Here is a 17,684-nt window from a genome sequence, read left to right as displayed (position 1 = left end):
CAAGTTTGTATGAGACAGCCAGATGAAAGGTCAGAGTTCCGCTTCTCCGTTACGCCAACTGTGGCCGTTCTGTTTGTGGCTGGTCCTGTTTTATGCAGTCTGGCTGACGGTTGTTCTGCTGACTGATGGCTGGGATACGCTGCGTGCTCACTGGCCGATCGCCGTTTCCATGGCACTGGGTTCTTATATCGCCGGTTCGACCCCGATGGGGGGCGGCACTGTCGGTTTTCCGGTACTGGTCCTGTTTTTTGATATGCCCGGTTCCCTGGGACGCAACTTTGGTCTGGCTGTCCAGTCGGTGGGGATGGTTTCGGCCAGCATTTATATTCTCTCGGCGCGACGGCCGCTCGACTGGGGACTGCTGAAACCGGCGCTGGCAGGTGCCCTGGTGGGAACACCCCTGGGTGCTGCTTTGATCGCCCCCTTTGTTCCGGACCTGTGGGTCAAGCTGACGTTCGCGGTGGTCTGGTGCAGTTTCGGGATTATGCACCTGGTGAAGCTGAAGGAACTGGTAGCCGCCGAGGGAGTCAGTGACCGCTGGCGGTGCTACGATACTCAACTGGGACTGACCGTCGGTTTTACAGGCGGCATCGTCGCCTCGATTACCGGCGTGGGGATTGACATGATGGTCTATGCGACGCTGGTGCTGCTGTACCGGGCCGATCTTAAGGTGGCGATTCCGACCTCGGTGCTGCTCATGGCGTTTACGTCGGTTGTGGGTATCTTTTCGAACCTGCTGCTGTCACGGTTCCACCCCGGTCTGTATCACATGGATCCGGAAGTGTATGCCAACTGGCTGGCCGCAGCCCCGATTGTCGCCCTGGGAGCACCCTTTGGTGCACTGGTGGTGAACCTGATTTCCCGCACGCCGACGCTGCTGCTGGTGTCGTTGCTGTGTATCGTGCAGTTCGTGTGGACGATCATGCATGAACGGGTGACCGGAGTGGCCCTGCTGGCGGCACTGGGGAGCGTCCTGGCAATGAATGCCCTGTTTCATGTTCTGTACCGGTGCGGTCGCGGGGAGTCATCCCTGGATCATCCGGGCCTGGCTGCGGGATTGCCGCCGGTGGAACTGGTGGGGGATGAGCGGGGGGAGTGAACTGGCTGCATAACTGATGAGCCAGGCTTTGCCGAGACTGAAATAATCTTTGTAATCACTTTGAAAGATCAATCAGATATATTGTCGCCGATCAGCGATAAACGAAATACCGACATGGCCCCAATGACAATCATTCTCTAACATCCATGACGGATCATCCTGCCAACGCCCCGAAAAACAAACGTCTCAAGGAGCCCAGAGAGATGGTGGAATCCAAAAAAGTGCTGGTGGCCTTTGATCCCCAGTTCCCCCAGCAAAGATCGAGTGATTTTTTAGTCCCCATCCCGACTACAGAAGCGGATTTTGAATTACTGGGGATCAAATCGGGAAAGATCAGGCGATACGGAATGGTGGTGCTGACAAGTCAACTCGTGAATGAGAATGATCTGTTTGCAAAGCTGGTCGACGCGGGGCAGCCTGTCTCGGATGTCGAACAGTGCCTGGAACATCTGGCAAGATTTATTGAAGAAATCAAAGCCGTCCGAATCGGCAACATAGTAGAGCTGTCTACAGCAAAGGGGCTATTAAAACTGAACATCAAAGCCAAGACTCCCAACGGTTTTTCACAGCATGAGTGCGAATGAGAGTCTTTCCCAAAACGCCTGACCGGGGCTAACACCCTGCGGCTAATTTGGCTTTGCTGCTCTCTATGCCCCTACACCAGGGGACAGTTCAGTGCTGCCCGGTTTTTATCTGGTGTGGCTCGCGCCGCTGCTTACGATTCATTGCTATTGTCGTGGTTCCTTGCTGCGCGGTGGTTTTCTGGACGGCAGTTTTCTCCTGACCGTTTCCTGCTCGCGTTGCTCGCCCCGAATTGCATTCGGGGTTACCCGATGATTTGTGTGAGATGCTGCTGGCAGGTTCGTAGATCGTATATCTAATAACTGGAGTTGTTGTTTGTCATGGCTTCGTATTTTGTGGAAGGGCGTGGGGAGGTCAAGGGGTTTTGACTTTTGAAATGACTATCAAACCTGCTGAATGTGCAGTGAGTGTGCCGCGAGTTGCTTTGAATATGCTCCGAAATGATTTGAAATTTGACGAGACAACGGGAACCGGTGGCGGATGTTCCGGTGCAGAGGGGGTGAAAATCGACGGCGATTCAGGTGCTGATGAGTCGCTTGTTCCGGTTTTCCAGTGCACGCATTGTCCGCCTCGCGCGCGAAGCACAATTGCGATACTTTACGATTCGGAAAGCGGGGATCAAGGTCAGTCTATGCAGTCCTGTGCACTGAACGAGACAGGTAAAAACAGGGAAGTAGAGATATTTTTTACAGGGAAACAACGGGAAGGTGTCTGTGAATGCGGCGCATAATAAAAGAGAGTGAACCTGAGATACGGTCCACTCTCTGTGAGCATATTGTCGGGGCGGGCTCAGCCTTCCCAGCGGGTCTTCATGAATTCGAGGCCCTTGGTTGCCAGATGTTCTTCGGTGGGGAACATCTTCCGCCAGATGCGGGTGGCAGCGGCCAAGTCGGGCAGAGCCAGACCGAAGGCTTCGATGGTGAACCAGCCGTCGTAGTTGATTTCTTTGAGTGCAGCGAAGGTTTCATCCCAGTTGACGCCCCCCTCGCCGGGGGTGGAGCGATCGTTTTCGGAGATGTGCACGTGGACCATCTGATCGGCACAGACTTTGACGGCTTCGGTGATACTTTTCTCTTCGATGTTGGCATGGAAGGAGTCATACATCATCTTCAGGTTCGGATGATTGACTTCACGGGTGAACTGAGAACAGTCTTCCGCCGTATTGAGGAAGTAACATTCAAAGCGGTTGAGGTATTCACAGACCAGGATTACGTTGTTGGCCTGGGCGTGGTCGGCGGCCTGGGCGAGGATTTCCTGGCCGTACTTCCATTCGTCAGGTGTGCGACCGGAGCCCGAGAATTCGCCGAGTGCAGAGTGAATGGGGCCACAGAGGTGAGTGGCACCGGAAGCGGCACACATATCGATCATGCGTTTGAGACGATTCAGGCCAGCTTCGCGGATGGCGGGATCGCTGGAGATCGGGTTCTCATCCGGCGTGCAGACGGTGACAGCGGTGCGGCCCAGACCGAGTTCTTCCAGTTTGTTTCCGACCTGAGCGAATTTTTTCTCATCCGCCTCAAAGACAGGCAGCTCGACGCCATCATAGCCCCAGCCTTTGATCTGCTCGAGCAGTCCGAAATGGGACTCATTCACATCGGAGGTCCACAGCAGCATGTTTAAGCCGTACTTCATTGTTGTTATCTTTCAATCACTGGAGATTAAAAATGCTCAGGCGGCAATAAATCGTCGAGACGCTTTTCTACGATTTCCCGACCTGTTTTGAGAACTGAGATCGTACCTTCCGGTAACGGTTGTAGTTTGACCCGTTTCATGACCTGATTCAAGCGTAAGTGCATTCTTTGTGGATCCGGGTAATCTCTTAAGAAAGCTTCTTTATGGAACAGCACCAGCCAGGCCCGGAGTTGATCGGTTTCGCGGGTTGTCATGCGATTCGTGGCCTGTTGTGTCACGAAGGGATCGATCTCCAGAAACGCATCGTAGTAGCGGTCGATCAGGCCGGGGTTCTGCTCGATGAGGACAGCATCGAGCAGGAGTTCGGTAGTAATGTGACCGAGGAAACCGACGCGAGCGGAATCGTCATTTTGAAAGAGTTCGCGGAACAGCAGCGAGAGATCGGTGGTGATTTCGAGGAAGCCCTGCGTGGAGTGAAACCAGTGGTCGTCGTCGAGATGCTGCTTGATGCCAGAGGCGAGTTCGGCCTGGATGCTGTCAGTCTCTGCGACAAACGGGGCGACGTTTTTCATCCGCAGACGGACGCGACGATCCACCACGGAGAGGAGATCGGGCAGGGCGGTTCCTGCCAGGAAATAGGGGCGATCGACGAATCGCATTCCATGGGCAAAGTAGTTCATGATACTCTGAATTTTGCTAACGGTCTCTGTTCGGTTCGAATGCTCAATCGTAGCGGATTGGCCGGAAGATTCACAGTTGCCACAGGGGGATTTAGGGGAACCTGTCCCGGGAAGGGAGGTGTGACATTGGATACGAGCTACCTTAAGCGTATAATGCCTGACACATCGCTGAGTTTAACCAACGCTGAATTTGTGCCGAAAGTAAAATATGTCTGAGTCTCCATTAAATTTGATGTTCCTCCTGCGGGATCAAAGCGCACACATTCAGACGGCCTGGGATCAGATCCACGCATACCTGCAATCCCAGTCTTCGGTCTATGTCTCAGCGGTCTCCGTGATCGAAGATTTCACTCCCGATGATTCCGAAGCTGACCTGGTGGTGGTTCTGGGGGGCGACGGTGCGATCCTGCGAGCGTGTCGCCAGATGGGACTGAATCAGCTGCCGATGATTGGTGTGAACCTGGGTCGGCTGGGATTTCTGGCAGACCTGACTCCGGACGGGTTCTGCAAGAACTTTGCCCAGATCGTGGAGCGCAAGTATCGGATCGTCGAGCACCTGATGTTCGAATGCAAGCACTATCTGGCGGATGGATCGGTGAATACCTACCTGGGACTCAACGAGGTGGTGATCAGTTCCGCCGGGGCGATGTCGATGATTGATGTCGAATTGACTGTGAATAACGAGCTGGTGACGACTTACAGTGGTGACGGGCTGATCATCAGTACGCCCGTGGGTTCGACCGCGCATAGTCTTTCGGCGGGTGGCCCGATTTTGAAACAGGACCTGCAGGCGTTTGTGATCACTCCGATCTGTCCGCATACACCAACCAACCGACCACTGGTGGACAATGCAAACGCGCTGTACTCGCTGTCTTCCCCGAATGCACCAGAGGGAGCGATGCTGGTGATTGATGGTCAGATCAAGGTTCCCTATGCCTCTGGTGACCGCCTGGAACTGAAGCGGGCTCCGGTGGCATTCAAACTGGCCCGGATTCCGGGCTTCAACTACTATACGCGTCTGAATCGCAAGCTGGGCTGGGGAGGCCAACCGAAATATGGAGCAGAATAGTTAAATACCTGAAAAAACTGCGGTTCCGGTCCCAAATTGATCTCCCCACGCAGATTCAGATCTGCTATTTTCAGCGCAGTTTATGGAGAAACCACCAACTTTTCCGGGAAGGAGTCCCTGATGCGGTCTACTGTGTTCTGTCTACTGACCCTCATGCTGAGCCAGTTTTCAGCACCACTGTCTGTCACCTCTGCTGCGGATGAAGACGCGAAGAGCTACTCGCTCCGCTATAAATTCACTCCGAACGAGTTTGTCCATTACCGGGTTGAAACCGAGAACAAGATTACGGTTCAGCTCAACCAGGACACTCAGACCTCCGCTAACTCTTCGAACACGTTGAAGCATTATCGTGTGATTTCCGTGAATGAAGAAGGCAATGGGACACTGGAAACCCGTATCGACCGCGTCAAAATGAAGGTTCAGTTCGACGATGCGACTCCCGCGACATTCGACAGTGAACAAAATCCCGAGAAGGATCTGGAGCAGTTTAAACCGATCCGGGCGAACATCAGCAAGCCGTCACGTATTGTCTATTCACCGCTGGGTAAAGTGATTTCCATCCAGGAACTGAAAGTCGATGGCGAAGGGGCGAAATTCGAAGAAGCCCAGGCGCCAGGCAAGCTGGACCAGGAAAAATCGCGTCGTCTGGGCTTCCTGATTCCGTTGCCTGAAGAAGAGGTCAAAGTCGGAAGCACCTGGGACGACGAACTGGATGTGGAAGTGGCCCTCAGCAAGACTCTGCGCAAAAAAGTGCCTGTACGGCGTACTTTTACGCTGGAATCGGTAGAAGACGGCCTGGCTGTGATCACCTTCAAAACCAAAATCATGACCCGACTCAACGACCCGAAGTTGAGCATGCAGCTGATTCAGAAAACACCTTCCGGAACCATTAAGCTGGATATCGAACGGGGTGTGATTATTTCCCAGGATGTCTCACTGGATAAAGCCCAGGTAGGCGTATTTGACGGAAAAGGAGCGATGCGGGCGGTCTCGACCCGACTGGAAACGCTGGTCGATCCGACCGAAGTCGCTCAGAAAGAACAGACTACCGAAGCCCAGTAATTGATCAGCAGAAGCCGATATTTGGGCCCGGCCGACAGGCGATCTGTCGACAACACTCAAAAGTCAGTGCTTGTCTCACTTTTTTTAAGGGGAGACAAGCACTTATGTGTTGACGCTGACAGCAATTATTTTACACTTAGAATTCGCCGCTAAGGTACGCAAGCCCCTGCAGTCATCCATTTCGCGTAGCCAACTGGCCACACCACACCGATGTGAACAGAAACTGAACACCCTCGATTTCCTGCTCTCTTCGTGTCGTCGATGCTGCAGTCTCTGTTGAGCTCATGGTTGTCTACCTGAACTGGCACGATCGCGATCCACACTGAGTATTCACTGCCACTGCTTCTATCGAGACCGGAAATGAAACGGGTTGACTTATCCCCACAATTAACGAGCTTATTAAAAGCAGCTAAACGATTAGCCAGTGATTGTGAGATTGATGTCGTCTTCCTGTTAGCAGATATTCCTTATGACTTCCTGGAGATCAGCAAATCTCTCGGGAAATTAAGGCTGGTAGTCTCTTCCGATAAACCGGACGTTCAACGCGCCGCCCAGGAAGACGGGATTGCCCTGGTTCCGCTGATCCACGAACCCCAGACGCGTCAGGTACAGATCAGCCAGGCCATTTTGGAAGCAATTGCCGACGAGATTCTCGCATCGGGCGACCGGATTATCGCGCTGTATGCCGGCTTTGAACGGGAGCACGCGGATTCACTGAGCATCGTCAGCCTGGCAGATCACCTGGCCAAGCTGACCTCTCGCGATCTGCAGCGTCTGGAGACCAAGGTTCCTCTGCAGACTCTGCGAGCCGTGGTGGACCTGGCAGTGGAGATCGGACGCGAAGGACGCGAAGGGAAGCCGGTTGGTGCTTTATTTGTAGTGGGGAACCACCGCAAAGTCCTGTCGCTTTCACACGAACAGGTTCACGACCCGTTCAAAGGCTACTCCCAGAAGGACCGCATGGTCAACAACCCGCGTGTCAAGGAGAGCATGAAGGAACTGGCCCAGATCGACGGTGCCTTTATTATCAGCTCAGACGGAGTCGTCCAGTCGGCAGGGCGGATTCTGAATGCATCTGCGGAAGGCCTGACGCTCTCTAAGGGACTGGGATCCCGGCATTGGGCTGCTGCAGCGATTTCCAAGGAAACCGGCGCGATTGCCATCGCGGTTTCTGAATCTACCGGTACTGTGCGGATTTTCCAGGACGGCTATGTCGTTCTGCGAATTGAACCAATGAGTAGTGCCATGAAATGGTTCGATTTTGATACCGAACCACCGCAGTCCGAGTAATATTCAAAATTTTTGCGGTCTGGTATCGCTGCTGTATCGTGGCTTTTTACAAGCAGATACGTAAATTTTTCTGAATATTCTCTTCCCTCAAATTGTAATTTTTGCTATGAAACCCACGCAACATGTGGTGCAAGGTGTTTTTACAGCCACAAAACCGTGTTGCCCGGCAGAGAAATCGAGTCTCTGTGGAGAGGACAGATTCACTTAATCTGACGATCGTGATTGGTTTAATCTGTTTTATTTAAGAGCTTCTTCAGCGGGAAGGGAGTCCCATGTCGAATGTAGCGATCAAACTCGTCGCCGTGACCGGAGTCGTTGGTCTCGGGGTACTGATGTTTCTTCAGGCTCAAAAAGGCATTCAGTCCACCAGCAACGAGAACCAGATCGAGCAGCATGCGTTGCTGGAAGGGGAAACGGTTTCTGTCACAGAAGCAGAACCGGAGTCTGGTACCATTCCTTCAGGCCAGGTCCCTGCAGAACTCTCCGAACTGGCAGCCCTTAATGCACAACCGTTGAAGGTTGATGAAAAGAAACAGCCGGAGCTCCCCTTTGCTCCCAACATCAAAACGCCGCGCCCCAAAATTAAACTGACTGCGGGCAACGAAACCGCGGGTAGCGATACAGGGGAAAATGAAAACGCTGTTTTCGAGGCTCCGAATGCGACTCCCAGTGAATTCGAACCGGACAATCAGGCAGCGTTGATGCCTGCCAGCAAGGGACTGGACTTCCGCGAAACTCCCGCAGAAGCGACGCCTGAACCAGGCTTGAATCCATTTTCCCGAACTCCCCAGCCCGAACCAGCTGCTTCAGTTGAAAAGCAACCAACACCGAAACCTGTGGCGGAGCTCGATTTCAACGCGGGTCCTCAATTCGGCCCCGCGATGCCCAGCCCCGCACCAGTGGAAGAGAAAGCTCCCAAAACCGAAGTCCCCCCGCGCGAAACACTCGTGACCGAGTTAGACTCTTCCAATCCGTTTGATGCCGTTCCCGCACAATCCAAACCGGAAATGACACCTGAACCGGCGGCTGCAGAACCGCAACCCGAACCATTTGGTCTGGGCCCCGTTCCGGAACCAGCCGCACAGCAGAAACCGCTGCCCGCCGACGAATCGCCGGCGATGAAACTGGAAACCAATGCGTCTCCATTCGAATTGAAAACAGAGCCGCCCCCGGAAACTCCCGCCGTCGATTCTAATCCATTCATGACTACACCCGAGGCTAAGCAGACGAATGAGCCCGCACCACAGCCGGTCAAACCTGCTACCATTCCGGAAACTCCCAAAGTAGAGACGGATTTCAATCCATTCGGTAACGAACCTCAAATGAAAGCTCCCGAGCCTCAGCCGGAACTGAAAACGGCCGGAGAGGAGCCCACCAAACCAGAATTTGAACTGCAACCAGTCAAAGAACCCGAGCCTGCTCCCGCCGAGCCGGCATTCAGTATCAATCCGTCTCCACAGATGAAGCCGAAGGCACTCGAGGAACCAGCGCGTCCTGCTGTTCAGGAACCGACGGAACCCGATGTTGTTGTCATCAAAAAACGTCAGCCGGAAGATAATCCACAGGAACCATCACTGTTTGCTCCTGAAGGAAATCCGACGGAGAAAATGGAAGCTGCCACTCCGCAGCCGATCGAAATCGCTCCTGCATCAGGTGCCAAGCCACTCAACCTGGTCGAAGGCAGTCAGCCGCAGCCAGAGGAACCGGCCAAGCTGAACATGCAGCAGAAGATTCAGTCTCCCAAAATGACGATTCAAAAGGTCGCTCCACCAGAGGCTGTTCTGGGGCAACCGTTTATCTACCACGTGCTGGTCAAAAACAGCGGTACGACTTCTGCCCGGGAAGTCGTTGTCGAAGATAAGATTCCTGCGGGAGCGAAATTGACCGGCACCATTCCCCGAGCAGAGCAGATCAATGATCGTATTATCTGGCGACTGGGGGCAATGGGCCCTGGTGAAGAGAAAAAGATCTCAATCCGGGTCATTCCCGAGCAGCCCGGCCAGATCGGCAGTGTCGCGACCGTGAACTTCGTCACCGAAGTCGCTTCGGAAACCAAGATTACTTCTCCCCAGTTGAGCATCAAATCCGATCAACCCTCGGCAGTCAAACCAGGTGAAATCACCGTCGTCAATTACACGATTACGAACACCGGTTCCGGAGATGCCAAGAATGTGTATGTCCGCAGCCTTATTCCCCCTCAGTTCTCCCATCCGGGAGGCGACGACCTGGAATACCACGTAGGATTGATTCCTGCTGGCGAGACGAGAGAAGTCCAGTTGCAACTGAAAGCGATTAAACCGGGAGCCGGTAAGAACATCTCGAGTGTCGTTGGCGACGGCAATCTCAAGGCGGAGACTGCGGTTCCCCTTAAAGTGATCGGAACCAGCGAAGAGTTTCTGATTACCCGTAAGGGGCCGAAAAACCGCTATCTCGGACGTTCCGGTGCCTATGAAAACGCAATTACGAATAATACCGAGCAGACGATCAAGAACATTTCGATCTTTGAATCAATTCCTCCGGGGATGAAGTTTGTCTCCGCGTCCGGCAATGGTAAGTTTGATCCTGTCCGCAGAGTCGTCCAGTGGGACATTGCTGAGCTGGCAGGGGGTATGCAGCAGGTTCTGAATATTGAACTTGAACCGACCGAGGTTGGTAAGAAAGTCAGTACCGTGCAGGTTGTGACTGGAAACAACAGTAAGTTCTCGGCGAATCTGCAATCCGAAGTAAATGTGATTGGTCAGCCTCTGCTCAAAGTGGAAACGAGCGAACTGAAAGGGCCCCTGGAAGTCGGCGAGAAAATGTCGCTGCAGGTACAGTTGGTGAATCAGGGGAGTGCCCCGGCCAACAACGTTGAATTCCGCGTGAAAATCCCTCGAGAGATGGTTTTCGTGTCTGCGAAAGGTCCTGCACGTTACAAGCAGGCTGGTTCTTTCGTAATCTTCGAAAGTGCCCAGGTACTCGCACCGCAGCAGTCACTTGATTTCGAACTGACACTGGCAGCCAGAAACAAAGGGGATGCCCGTGTACTGGTGACGGTTCAGTCTCAGCAGATGGAAAAACCGCTGAACCAGGAAGAAGCGATTCCGATTCTGGACAAGCTGCAGTAACGAAAAAAGTGCTCCTGATACCAGATCAGGAGCACTCATTTAACAAGCTATCGTTCCAGCTCGACATTCCAGTAGTTCTCGCTGATAAAGCGAGACCAGCTGTCGACCTGAATATTCTGCAGTGCATAGAACGGTTTCCACTTGGGACGAACCGGTTCTTTCAGCAGCTGCATGTTCGCCTGCCCTGGAGTACGAGCCGCTTTGTGTGAGTTGCACTCAACACAGGCCAGCACGCAGTTCTCCCAAGACGTTTCGCCCCCCTGAGAGCGTGGGAGAACGTGGTCGATCGTCAGCTCTTCGCTACCGGGCTGACAACCGCAATACTGACAGGTAAACCGGTCACGCTTGAAGACGTTCCGCCGACTGAAGGTCACCACGTTCCGGGGAACACGGTCATACTTCAGCAGCGTAATCACTTCAGGAACGCGGAATCGATCATGACTGCTGTGAATTACCAGTTCATCCTCAGCTGGTCGGAGCGCTGCCCAATCAGCCCAGGAATAAGTCTGGTAATCTGCAGGGTCAACCACGCGGGCTGTCTCATTCCAGATTTTGACCACAGCCCGGGCTACCGTCGTAATGCCGACAGGCTGCCAGTTTCGGTTCAGGATCAGCGTAGGCCGCTGCAGCGTTGAGGACACCATGATTCTAATTCCTGCATTTAACAGTCGTGAGAAGGGTGTTCGAGGGGAGTCGAACCCACCACCTTAACATTCACAGTGTTACGTGCAAACCATTACACTACGAACACCATATCGGATTTCAGTCCAAAGCGGAAGGCATGGGATTCGAACCCACACGCCTGGCAGGCACACGCATTAGCAGTGCGGTCCGGCAAACCGTATCCGGCTACCTTCCGTTTTCCAGTTTGTGTCGATGCACGAACGTTTTACCGACTCGGCGGAGACGTTCGGCATCTCTTAAATTTCGAGCGGAAGCCGTGGGACTCGAACCCACAAATGCCACAAGACACCACCTGTTTTCAAGACAGGGCCCTCATCCAGCCGGATGACTTCCTGGTTATTCTGTTTTTGAAATACCCCGTGCGGGAATTGAACCCAGCGTCTCCGACATGAGAGATCGGTATCCTGGCCATTAGACGAACGGGGCGTAATTGTAACTCTGTTAAGTGGATCGGGAGGTGCTCGAATCCTCGTCTGCGATTCTTCAGATCGCCGCTAAACCATCTCAGCTACCGATCCCTGTAAAAAAAGACCTGAGTTCCGTTGAACACCAGGTCTTAGATGATTTAAATCGATGCAGACAGATCCTCTGGTGTCAGGTACGTAACGGGAGACTGGTTTCGGAATCGCTTCCCGAAATCCCATGATGGTCTTTCCGTTCTGTAAGTGAGGTCTGTTCTGAAAAATTCACATCGATACCTGTAGTCAAGTTTTAAGGAATGTCCTTCTGTTGTGTTCTACTAACTACAAAGACGTCTGATCAGCAGAAAAGTTCGCTTATTTCAGCGAGAATTTTGAAGAATTGAAAAGAGAGTCTGCTTCCTATCAGGGCAGGCTGGCAAACAGAGAGTCGAGATGGAAGCTACTTAGCCGCTTCGCGTTCCTGCACCAGCGTTTCTACCAGGGAGGCGGTCTGACGAATGTGCTGTTCCATTTTTTCCGCCGCCAGATCACAATCGTTGGCCTGCAGTGCGGCGATGATCTCTTCGTGATCGGTTAAGGCAATTTCCTGCGCCTGGCTCTCATTATCGACCACTTCACGGATCGCCTGAACCAGGGTGTTATAGCGGCGTAGTTCATCCTGTAAGCGGGTACTGCCACAACGTTCTGCTATCAGGGAATGCAGTCGGATATCCAGCGACATCGCTTTCTGAGACCAGTTATTATCCCGCTTCTCCTTCGCGATCGCAGCGAACTGTTCTGCCAGTTCAGCGAGCTGTCTGGGTTCAATATTCCCGCAGGCGGTCCGAACGGCTTCGACTTCCAGAATACGACGCAGCTGATAGATTTCCCGGATCTGCGTAACGCCGAATTCCCGCATCACGGCACCCCGGTTGGGAAGATTTTCCACGATACCGATCGAAGCGAGCTCAACGAGGGCTTCCCGGACGGGGGTTGCACTGACGCCAAACTGTTCTGCCAAACTCTGGATTACCATCCGGTGACCGACAGGGAATTCGCCTCGAATGACGGCAGCCAGAATTCTCTGGACGACCACTTCGCGAATATTACCCCGAGGCACCATGGAGAAGGAACCCGGCAGATTGGACGTCGACATAATAAATCCTTGAGCAGCCTGTCACAGACTGGAAAATGAGAACCAAAGACGTGATGAGATATTATATATGATTGTGACAGGAGAGAAAAGCGGCAGCCGCGCTATCTACGGAAATAGATAGCGTACATGCATTTACAGACGTTGATCCAGGAATCAGCAAGATCAGGCGATGATATTCTGTACCACTTCGCCGGCAACATCGGTCAGGCGGAAGTTGCGACCGGAATAGTGATAGGTCAGTCGCTCATGGTCGATGCCCATCAGGTGCAGAATCGTGGCATGGAGGTCATGAACGTGGACTTTATCCTGCATCGCGCGGAATCCGAAATCATCGGATTCACCATGAATGGTGCCTCCTTTGATCCCGCCTCCCGCCAGCCACATGCAGAAGCCGTACGGATTATGATCGCGACCGTTGATGCCACCCTGGGCGGTTGGGGTTCGACCGAATTCACCGCCCCAGACGATTAGGGTTTCATCGAGCAGACCACGCTGTTTCAAATCGGTCATGAGCTGAGCGACCGGCTGATCAATGTCCTTACAGAGTCGCTCATTGCTCTTATCGTGATTGCTGTGCGTATCCCAGGGCTGCCGGTTTCCATAATAAACCTGCACGAATCGAACGCCTCGTTCACTCAAACGCCGCGCCAGCAGACAGGCTTTGGAGAATTCACTCTTCCCGTAAGCTTCCTGCAGTTTTTCCGGTTCCCGGGAAATATCGAAAGCATCGGTGGCTGCGAACTGCATCCGGTACGCCATCTCCATTGATTTGATGCGTGTCTCCAGTTCGTTATCGCCGGCCCGTGGCTGCAGATGCTGTTTGTTGATTGCCTGGACCAGATCAAGCTGACGCTTCTGCTCATTGGATGAAAGGACATCGTTCTTCAGAAACGGAATCATTTTCTCCGGAGTCAGATCTTTATTGTTGATGTGTGTCGCCTGGTGCTTACCCGGCAGAAACGCGCTTCCCCACAGTTTGGGGCCGACCACCGGTTTACCCGGGCAGAGAGCGATGAATCCCGGCAGATTTTGATTTTCAGATCCGAGTCCATAAGTCAGCCAGGATCCAAGACTGGGACGCGTCGGGGTCAATGTTCCCAAGTTCATCATACAGAGGGCTGGCGCATGGTTGGGGAAGTCTGTATGCATCGAACGGATAATCGCCATATCGTCGATGTGTTCCGCCGTCTTGGAAAGATGTTCGGCAACCGGAATACCCGACTTACCGGCCTTGAAGAATTTCACGGGAGAGGGCAATAGTCCCATGGTTTTCGAAGCCGTTCTGATGTCGGCCTCTTTAGGTCGCTGCCCCGCAAACTTCTGCAGCATTGGCTTGGGGTCAAAGGTATCGACCTGCGAAGGACCGCCGCTCATAAACAGAAAGATAACCCGTTTGGCCTTTGGCTTGAAGTGGGGCGTCTGTGCCAGCACGCTGGAAGGAGCCGCATCGGCAGCAGAGAGCATTCCAGCCAGACTCAGCATCCCGAACCCGCCTCCCACTTTCTGGAGGATATCGCGGCGGGACATATGGTTCAGATTATCGGAAGGAATCATATCTTCAATCTCTCAGACAGTTGTGTTGATCACTCTGTTTTGTTGGAAACCAAGGCTCAGTCGACGTACATCATCTCGTTGCTGCAGAGCAGGGCCTGACAGTACCGTTGCCAGGGAGTCAACTGAGCGGGATCCAGGTCATCACGGCCCTCATAGGTGCCATTGTTTTTATGTACGGTAATATCAGCGGCCTGGGCCAGGTTGGGGTTATCGGTCCGTAATGGCCAGCAGGAGAGGGGATCCGACTCCAGCAGCGAGGCGACATATTCCGCATGGGCCAGCTTGTCCTGTTTGAGTTGCGCGGCCTCAAAGTGAGTCTTGACTTCTTCTGGTTTTAAAACCCGGTTAAACAAAGCGACTGCTCCGAGCTGCCCCTCAAAGTTGGAGAAATTGTCATTGCGTCCCGCCAGGATGATTTCAGAAACCCCTTTGTCATAACCGGGAGCAGCCTCGCCAGTAATCTCCGGTTCCGGATTCCCGTTCAGATAAACCCGAATCTGGTTCTGATCACGGCACAGGACCACATGGTTCCAGGTTCCCGGCTGAATGACTGTCGTCCCAAACAATGACTGGCGTTTCTGGTCGCCATTATAGAAGAACAGACGACCCGCTTTGTTTGGGCGGTACTTGCCGGCGATTCCCAGATGGTCACCGGGTGCTTTAACTGCGCCGTCTTTACCTCGTGAGAAGAAGTAACCGGTGATAATCCGCTTTTCATTGGGAACCTGATTCTTCAGCCAGAGCGCGACAGAATATTGATCGCCGAGCTGTTTCACATCGGCTTTCATTCGCTTCCCGGCGAACGTTGGAATCTGTTCCTGTGCTGGTGACGGTGTGGTCCCATTCGCAGCCTGTTCAATAAACTGCAGGCCGATCTGTACCTCATTCGAAGTCGGAGCCCGTGAAAAGAGCGTCCGGTAAACCGCGTCAATCCGCTGCTCGGAGGATTCCACTTCATACCGTTTCGCCAGCAGTTGGGCCTGCTGTCTGACGAAGGGGGAGTTTAAAACAAACAGCTGCTGCAGGGGCGTCGTGGTTTTCGAACGCCGGGCCGCATGGATCGCAGGATCAGGAAAATCGTATGACTGCAGAAATGTACTCAGCTTATGCCGGGAGACTGTTGCATAAACTCCCCGACGCTGGAAACTTGCATCGTCAATATCCCCCGAGGGCCCCGCCTGGGCAGGGTCAAGGTTATTGCCGGCCGCCAGCAGAGAGTCCCGGTAGACTTCCGCTTCCAGTCGTCTGCGATTGAAGTGCGTCAGCAGACGATTGTTCGGATCCTCCTTTTTCTGTGCCTCTGTTGGCTCCACATTGGAAGCCTGCTGATAGGTCGCAGACAGCAGAATCAGCCGATGCAGTTTCTTAATCGACCAGCCCTGGTCCATAAACCAGACGGCCAGATCATCCAGCAGTTCCGGATGACTGGGTCGGGAACCGGTACTGCCAAAGTTGCTCGGCGTATCGACGAGGCCTTCACCGAAGTGATGCTGCCAGACTCGGTTTACCATAACCCTTGCCGTCAGTGGATTATCGCGACTGGCGATCTGCTGTGCCAGTTCCAGTCGGCCACTGCCGTTCTGGAAAGGTTCCGGTTTCCCGTCCGACAGAACCCGGACAAAGCGTCGAGGGACCAGCTTCCCGAGATTGGCCGCGTTGCCACGAATGAATACATTCAAGTCCCGAGGTTTTTCGGGATAGTAAACAATCTTCATCCGGTCTTTCGAGATTTCTTCAACCCGTACCTGCTCTTCAGTCAGGGCATCTGCCAGCGGCAAATCAAAGCCAGGCGTGTTCTTTTTGATCTCTTCGATCTTTGCTTTGTTCGCTTTGATGGACTGGTTGTGCTGTGTGACCAGTTCCGTATTCTGCTTTAATTCGACCGGCGGAATGGGAAATTTCACGGTCGTCTGTTTCTTCACATCGGGACGGGGTGCGATCAGTGCAAATTCCGTTTTACCGGCTTTTTTGATCTGTTCCTTGAGCAGGGCATTCCGTTTATTTAAGTCACGAACCTTGTCGGTCAGGCCCTTATTCTCTTCAGTCAGCTTGTCAACCTGGTCGCGGGCCGGCTGTGTTTTCGCAACTTCCTTTTCGGGAATGATCGGACGCGTTGTCTGTCGAACCGAAGCAAAGACCCCTGCGATCCCGTAATAGTCTTCCACGGTCAGCGGATCGTATTTGTGATCGTGACAACGGGCACAGGCCATCGTCAGCCCCAATAACCCACGACAGAGACTGTCGACCCGGTCTTCCCAGTCGTCAGCATAGCGGTTTTCCAGCGTGACCTGTGATAACGCGACCTCTTTGTGATAAGAGGGTCCCAGTCCCATATAGCCGAGAGCAGGGTAATCTTCAGGGCCGGTTTCAGGCAGGAAATCAGTTGCCAGCTGACGGATCACGAACTCGTTATAGGGCATATCTTCGTTAAACGCTTTAATGACCCAGTCACGATAGCGATACGCGTGAGGATAGGGACCATTGTGAGGCCCCATGTTTGTATTGTCTTCTGCATAACGGGCGACATCCAGCCAGTGACGTCCCCAGCGTTCGCCATAGTGCGGAGACTGTAATAAACGGTCAATCAGGCGGGAATACGCTTCGGGCGATTCGTCTTTGACGAACTGTTCCACTTCCTGCGGTGTCGGAGGCAGACCGATCAGATCAAAGTAGACCCGGCGGATCAATGTCCGTTTATCAGCTTTTGGGGCTGGTGAAAAGCCTTTAGCTTCCTGAGCCGCGAGGATGAAGTGATCGATCTGGTTGCGTGGCCAGTCCGCCTGCTTTACCTGGGGAGCAGGGTAGTGTTTCGGCGGCTGAAACGACCAGAACTCGCGGGCCTTATCAAAATCAATCCCGGCATGCTTGGCCGATGTGGCGTCTCCCTTGCGTGGGTCAGGCGCCCCCATTTTGATCCATTTTTCAAAATCGGCAATCACAGAGTCAGGCAGTTTGCCCTTGGGAGGCATCTGGTAACTGTCTTCACTATAGTGCAATGTCTCCAGCACCAGACTTTCGTCGGGTTTTCCAGGCACCAGGGCCGTTCCTGAATCTCCGCCGGTAATTAATCCCTCGCGAGTGTCCAGCAATAGACTGCCTTTGAGGTTCTTAGACTCGGCTGAATGACACTCGTAACAGTGTTTGATCAGCACGGGACGAATCTTTTTCTCGAAGAAATCCAGGCCGGCCTGATCGGAATCAGCATCAGCGGCGGATAGAGCAAGAGGCAGAGCGAGAAACAGGTTCGTGAATACGATGACGACTGTCACTTTTCGCAAAGTTTTCATAGTCATGTCTACGATGTTTAGAGGCAGGTGGGATTAAGCCAGTTGGCTGAGGATGTCACTTGTGTATCTCGTTGAGGCGCA

Annotated in this window: 13 protein-coding genes and 5 tRNA genes; 7 read left to right on the top strand and 11 right to left on the bottom strand. The window is 53.3% G+C overall.

Annotated features, from left to right (window positions below):
• Nucleotides 1-22: 22 nt before the first annotated feature.
• From HG66A1_RS14275 to HG66A1_RS14265, 3 genes are all read left to right on the top strand, one after another.
• On the top strand, nt 23-1,099 hold the full coding sequence (locus HG66A1_RS14275) for a sulfite exporter TauE/SafE family protein (RefSeq protein ID WP_145184996.1): 1,077 nt from the start codon (nt 23-25) through the stop codon (nt 1,097-1,099).
• A gap of 203 nt (nt 1,100-1,302) precedes the next feature.
• Nucleotides 1,303-1,683, top strand: coding sequence for a hypothetical protein (locus HG66A1_RS14270; protein ID WP_145184993.1), 381 nt, complete (start codon nt 1,303-1,305; stop codon nt 1,681-1,683).
• A gap of 362 nt (nt 1,684-2,045) precedes the next feature.
• Complete coding sequence (locus HG66A1_RS14265; protein ID WP_145184990.1) at nt 2,046-2,411, top strand: hypothetical protein; 366 nt, start codon at nt 2,046-2,048, stop codon at nt 2,409-2,411.
• Nucleotides 2,412-2,470: 59 nt separating this feature from the next.
• On the opposite strand, the gene HG66A1_RS14260 is transcribed toward HG66A1_RS14265, so the two are convergent.
• Nucleotides 2,471-3,313 (bottom strand): sugar phosphate isomerase/epimerase family protein, encoded by an 843-nt coding sequence (locus HG66A1_RS14260; protein ID WP_145184987.1) that lies wholly within the window; start codon nt 3,311-3,313, stop codon nt 2,471-2,473.
• A 26-nt stretch (nt 3,314-3,339) separates the two neighbouring features.
• A complete protein-coding gene (locus HG66A1_RS14255; protein WP_145184984.1) occupies nt 3,340-3,993 on the bottom strand; it encodes a hypothetical protein in 654 nt (217 codons plus the stop codon).
• A gap of 208 nt (nt 3,994-4,201) precedes the next feature.
• On the opposite strand from HG66A1_RS14255, the gene HG66A1_RS14250 reads away from it, so the two are divergent.
• The 4 genes from HG66A1_RS14250 (at nt 4,202) to HG66A1_RS14235 (ending at nt 10,521) form a co-directional block, all read left to right on the top strand.
• Nucleotides 4,202-5,062: an NAD(+)/NADH kinase gene (locus HG66A1_RS14250; protein ID WP_145184982.1), complete on the top strand. Its 861-nt coding sequence runs from the start codon at nt 4,202-4,204 to the stop codon at nt 5,060-5,062.
• Nucleotides 5,063-5,182: 120 nt separating this feature from the next.
• Nucleotides 5,183-6,124, top strand: a complete 942-nt coding sequence (locus HG66A1_RS14245) for a DUF6263 family protein (RefSeq protein ID WP_145184979.1) — start codon at nt 5,183-5,185, stop codon at nt 6,122-6,124.
• A 360-nt stretch (nt 6,125-6,484) separates the two neighbouring features.
• On the top strand, nt 6,485-7,414 hold the full coding sequence (locus HG66A1_RS14240) for a DNA integrity scanning protein DisA nucleotide-binding domain protein (protein WP_145041039.1): 930 nt from the start codon (nt 6,485-6,487) through the stop codon (nt 7,412-7,414).
• Nucleotides 7,415-7,686: 272 nt separating this feature from the next.
• Nucleotides 7,687-10,521, top strand: coding sequence for a DUF11 domain-containing protein (locus HG66A1_RS14235; RefSeq protein WP_145184976.1), 2,835 nt, complete (start codon nt 7,687-7,689; stop codon nt 10,519-10,521).
• Between the two features lie 47 nt (nt 10,522-10,568).
• Here the strand turns inward: HG66A1_RS14235 and HG66A1_RS14230 are convergent, their stop codons facing one another.
• The 9 genes from HG66A1_RS14230 to HG66A1_RS14200 all read right to left on the bottom strand — a co-directional run bounded on the left by HG66A1_RS14230 (nt 10,569) and on the right by HG66A1_RS14200 (nt 17,603).
• Nucleotides 10,569-11,165, bottom strand: a complete 597-nt coding sequence (locus tag HG66A1_RS14230; protein WP_145041035.1) for an HNH endonuclease — start codon at nt 11,163-11,165, stop codon at nt 10,569-10,571.
• A 34-nt stretch (nt 11,166-11,199) separates the two neighbouring features.
• A tRNA-His gene (locus HG66A1_RS14225) sits at nt 11,200-11,272 on the bottom strand.
• A gap of 22 nt (nt 11,273-11,294) precedes the next feature.
• Nucleotides 11,295-11,379: transfer RNA gene (locus tag HG66A1_RS32005), tRNA-Ser, on the bottom strand.
• 74 nt (nt 11,380-11,453) lie between these two features.
• A tRNA-Ser gene (locus HG66A1_RS32000) sits at nt 11,454-11,538 on the bottom strand.
• A gap of 20 nt (nt 11,539-11,558) precedes the next feature.
• Nucleotides 11,559-11,631, bottom strand: a tRNA-Glu gene (locus HG66A1_RS14220).
• A 20-nt stretch (nt 11,632-11,651) separates the two neighbouring features.
• Nucleotides 11,652-11,723, bottom strand: a tRNA-Phe gene (locus tag HG66A1_RS14215).
• A gap of 343 nt (nt 11,724-12,066) precedes the next feature.
• Nucleotides 12,067-12,762 carry a GntR family transcriptional regulator gene (locus HG66A1_RS14210; protein ID WP_145184973.1) on the bottom strand — a complete coding sequence of 232 codons (696 nt, stop codon included), beginning with the start codon at nt 12,760-12,762 and terminating at the stop codon, nt 12,067-12,069.
• Between the two features lie 162 nt (nt 12,763-12,924).
• A complete protein-coding gene (locus tag HG66A1_RS14205; RefSeq protein ID WP_145184970.1) occupies nt 12,925-14,316 on the bottom strand; it encodes a DUF1501 domain-containing protein in 1,392 nt (463 codons plus the stop codon).
• A 56-nt stretch (nt 14,317-14,372) separates the two neighbouring features.
• The gene (locus HG66A1_RS14200; RefSeq protein ID WP_145184967.1) at nt 14,373-17,603 is read right to left on the bottom strand and encodes a DUF1553 domain-containing protein; all 3,231 of its coding nucleotides are present in this window, start codon (nt 17,601-17,603) and stop codon (nt 14,373-14,375) included.
• Nucleotides 17,604-17,684: the final 81 nt, after the last annotated feature.

Source organism: Gimesia chilikensis (assembly GCF_007744075.1).
Classification (GTDB): Bacteria; Planctomycetota; Planctomycetia; order Planctomycetales; family Planctomycetaceae; genus Gimesia; species Gimesia chilikensis_A.
The sequence above is the reverse complement of the archived record's forward strand: the minus strand, read 5'-3'. Positions and strand labels throughout refer to the sequence as shown.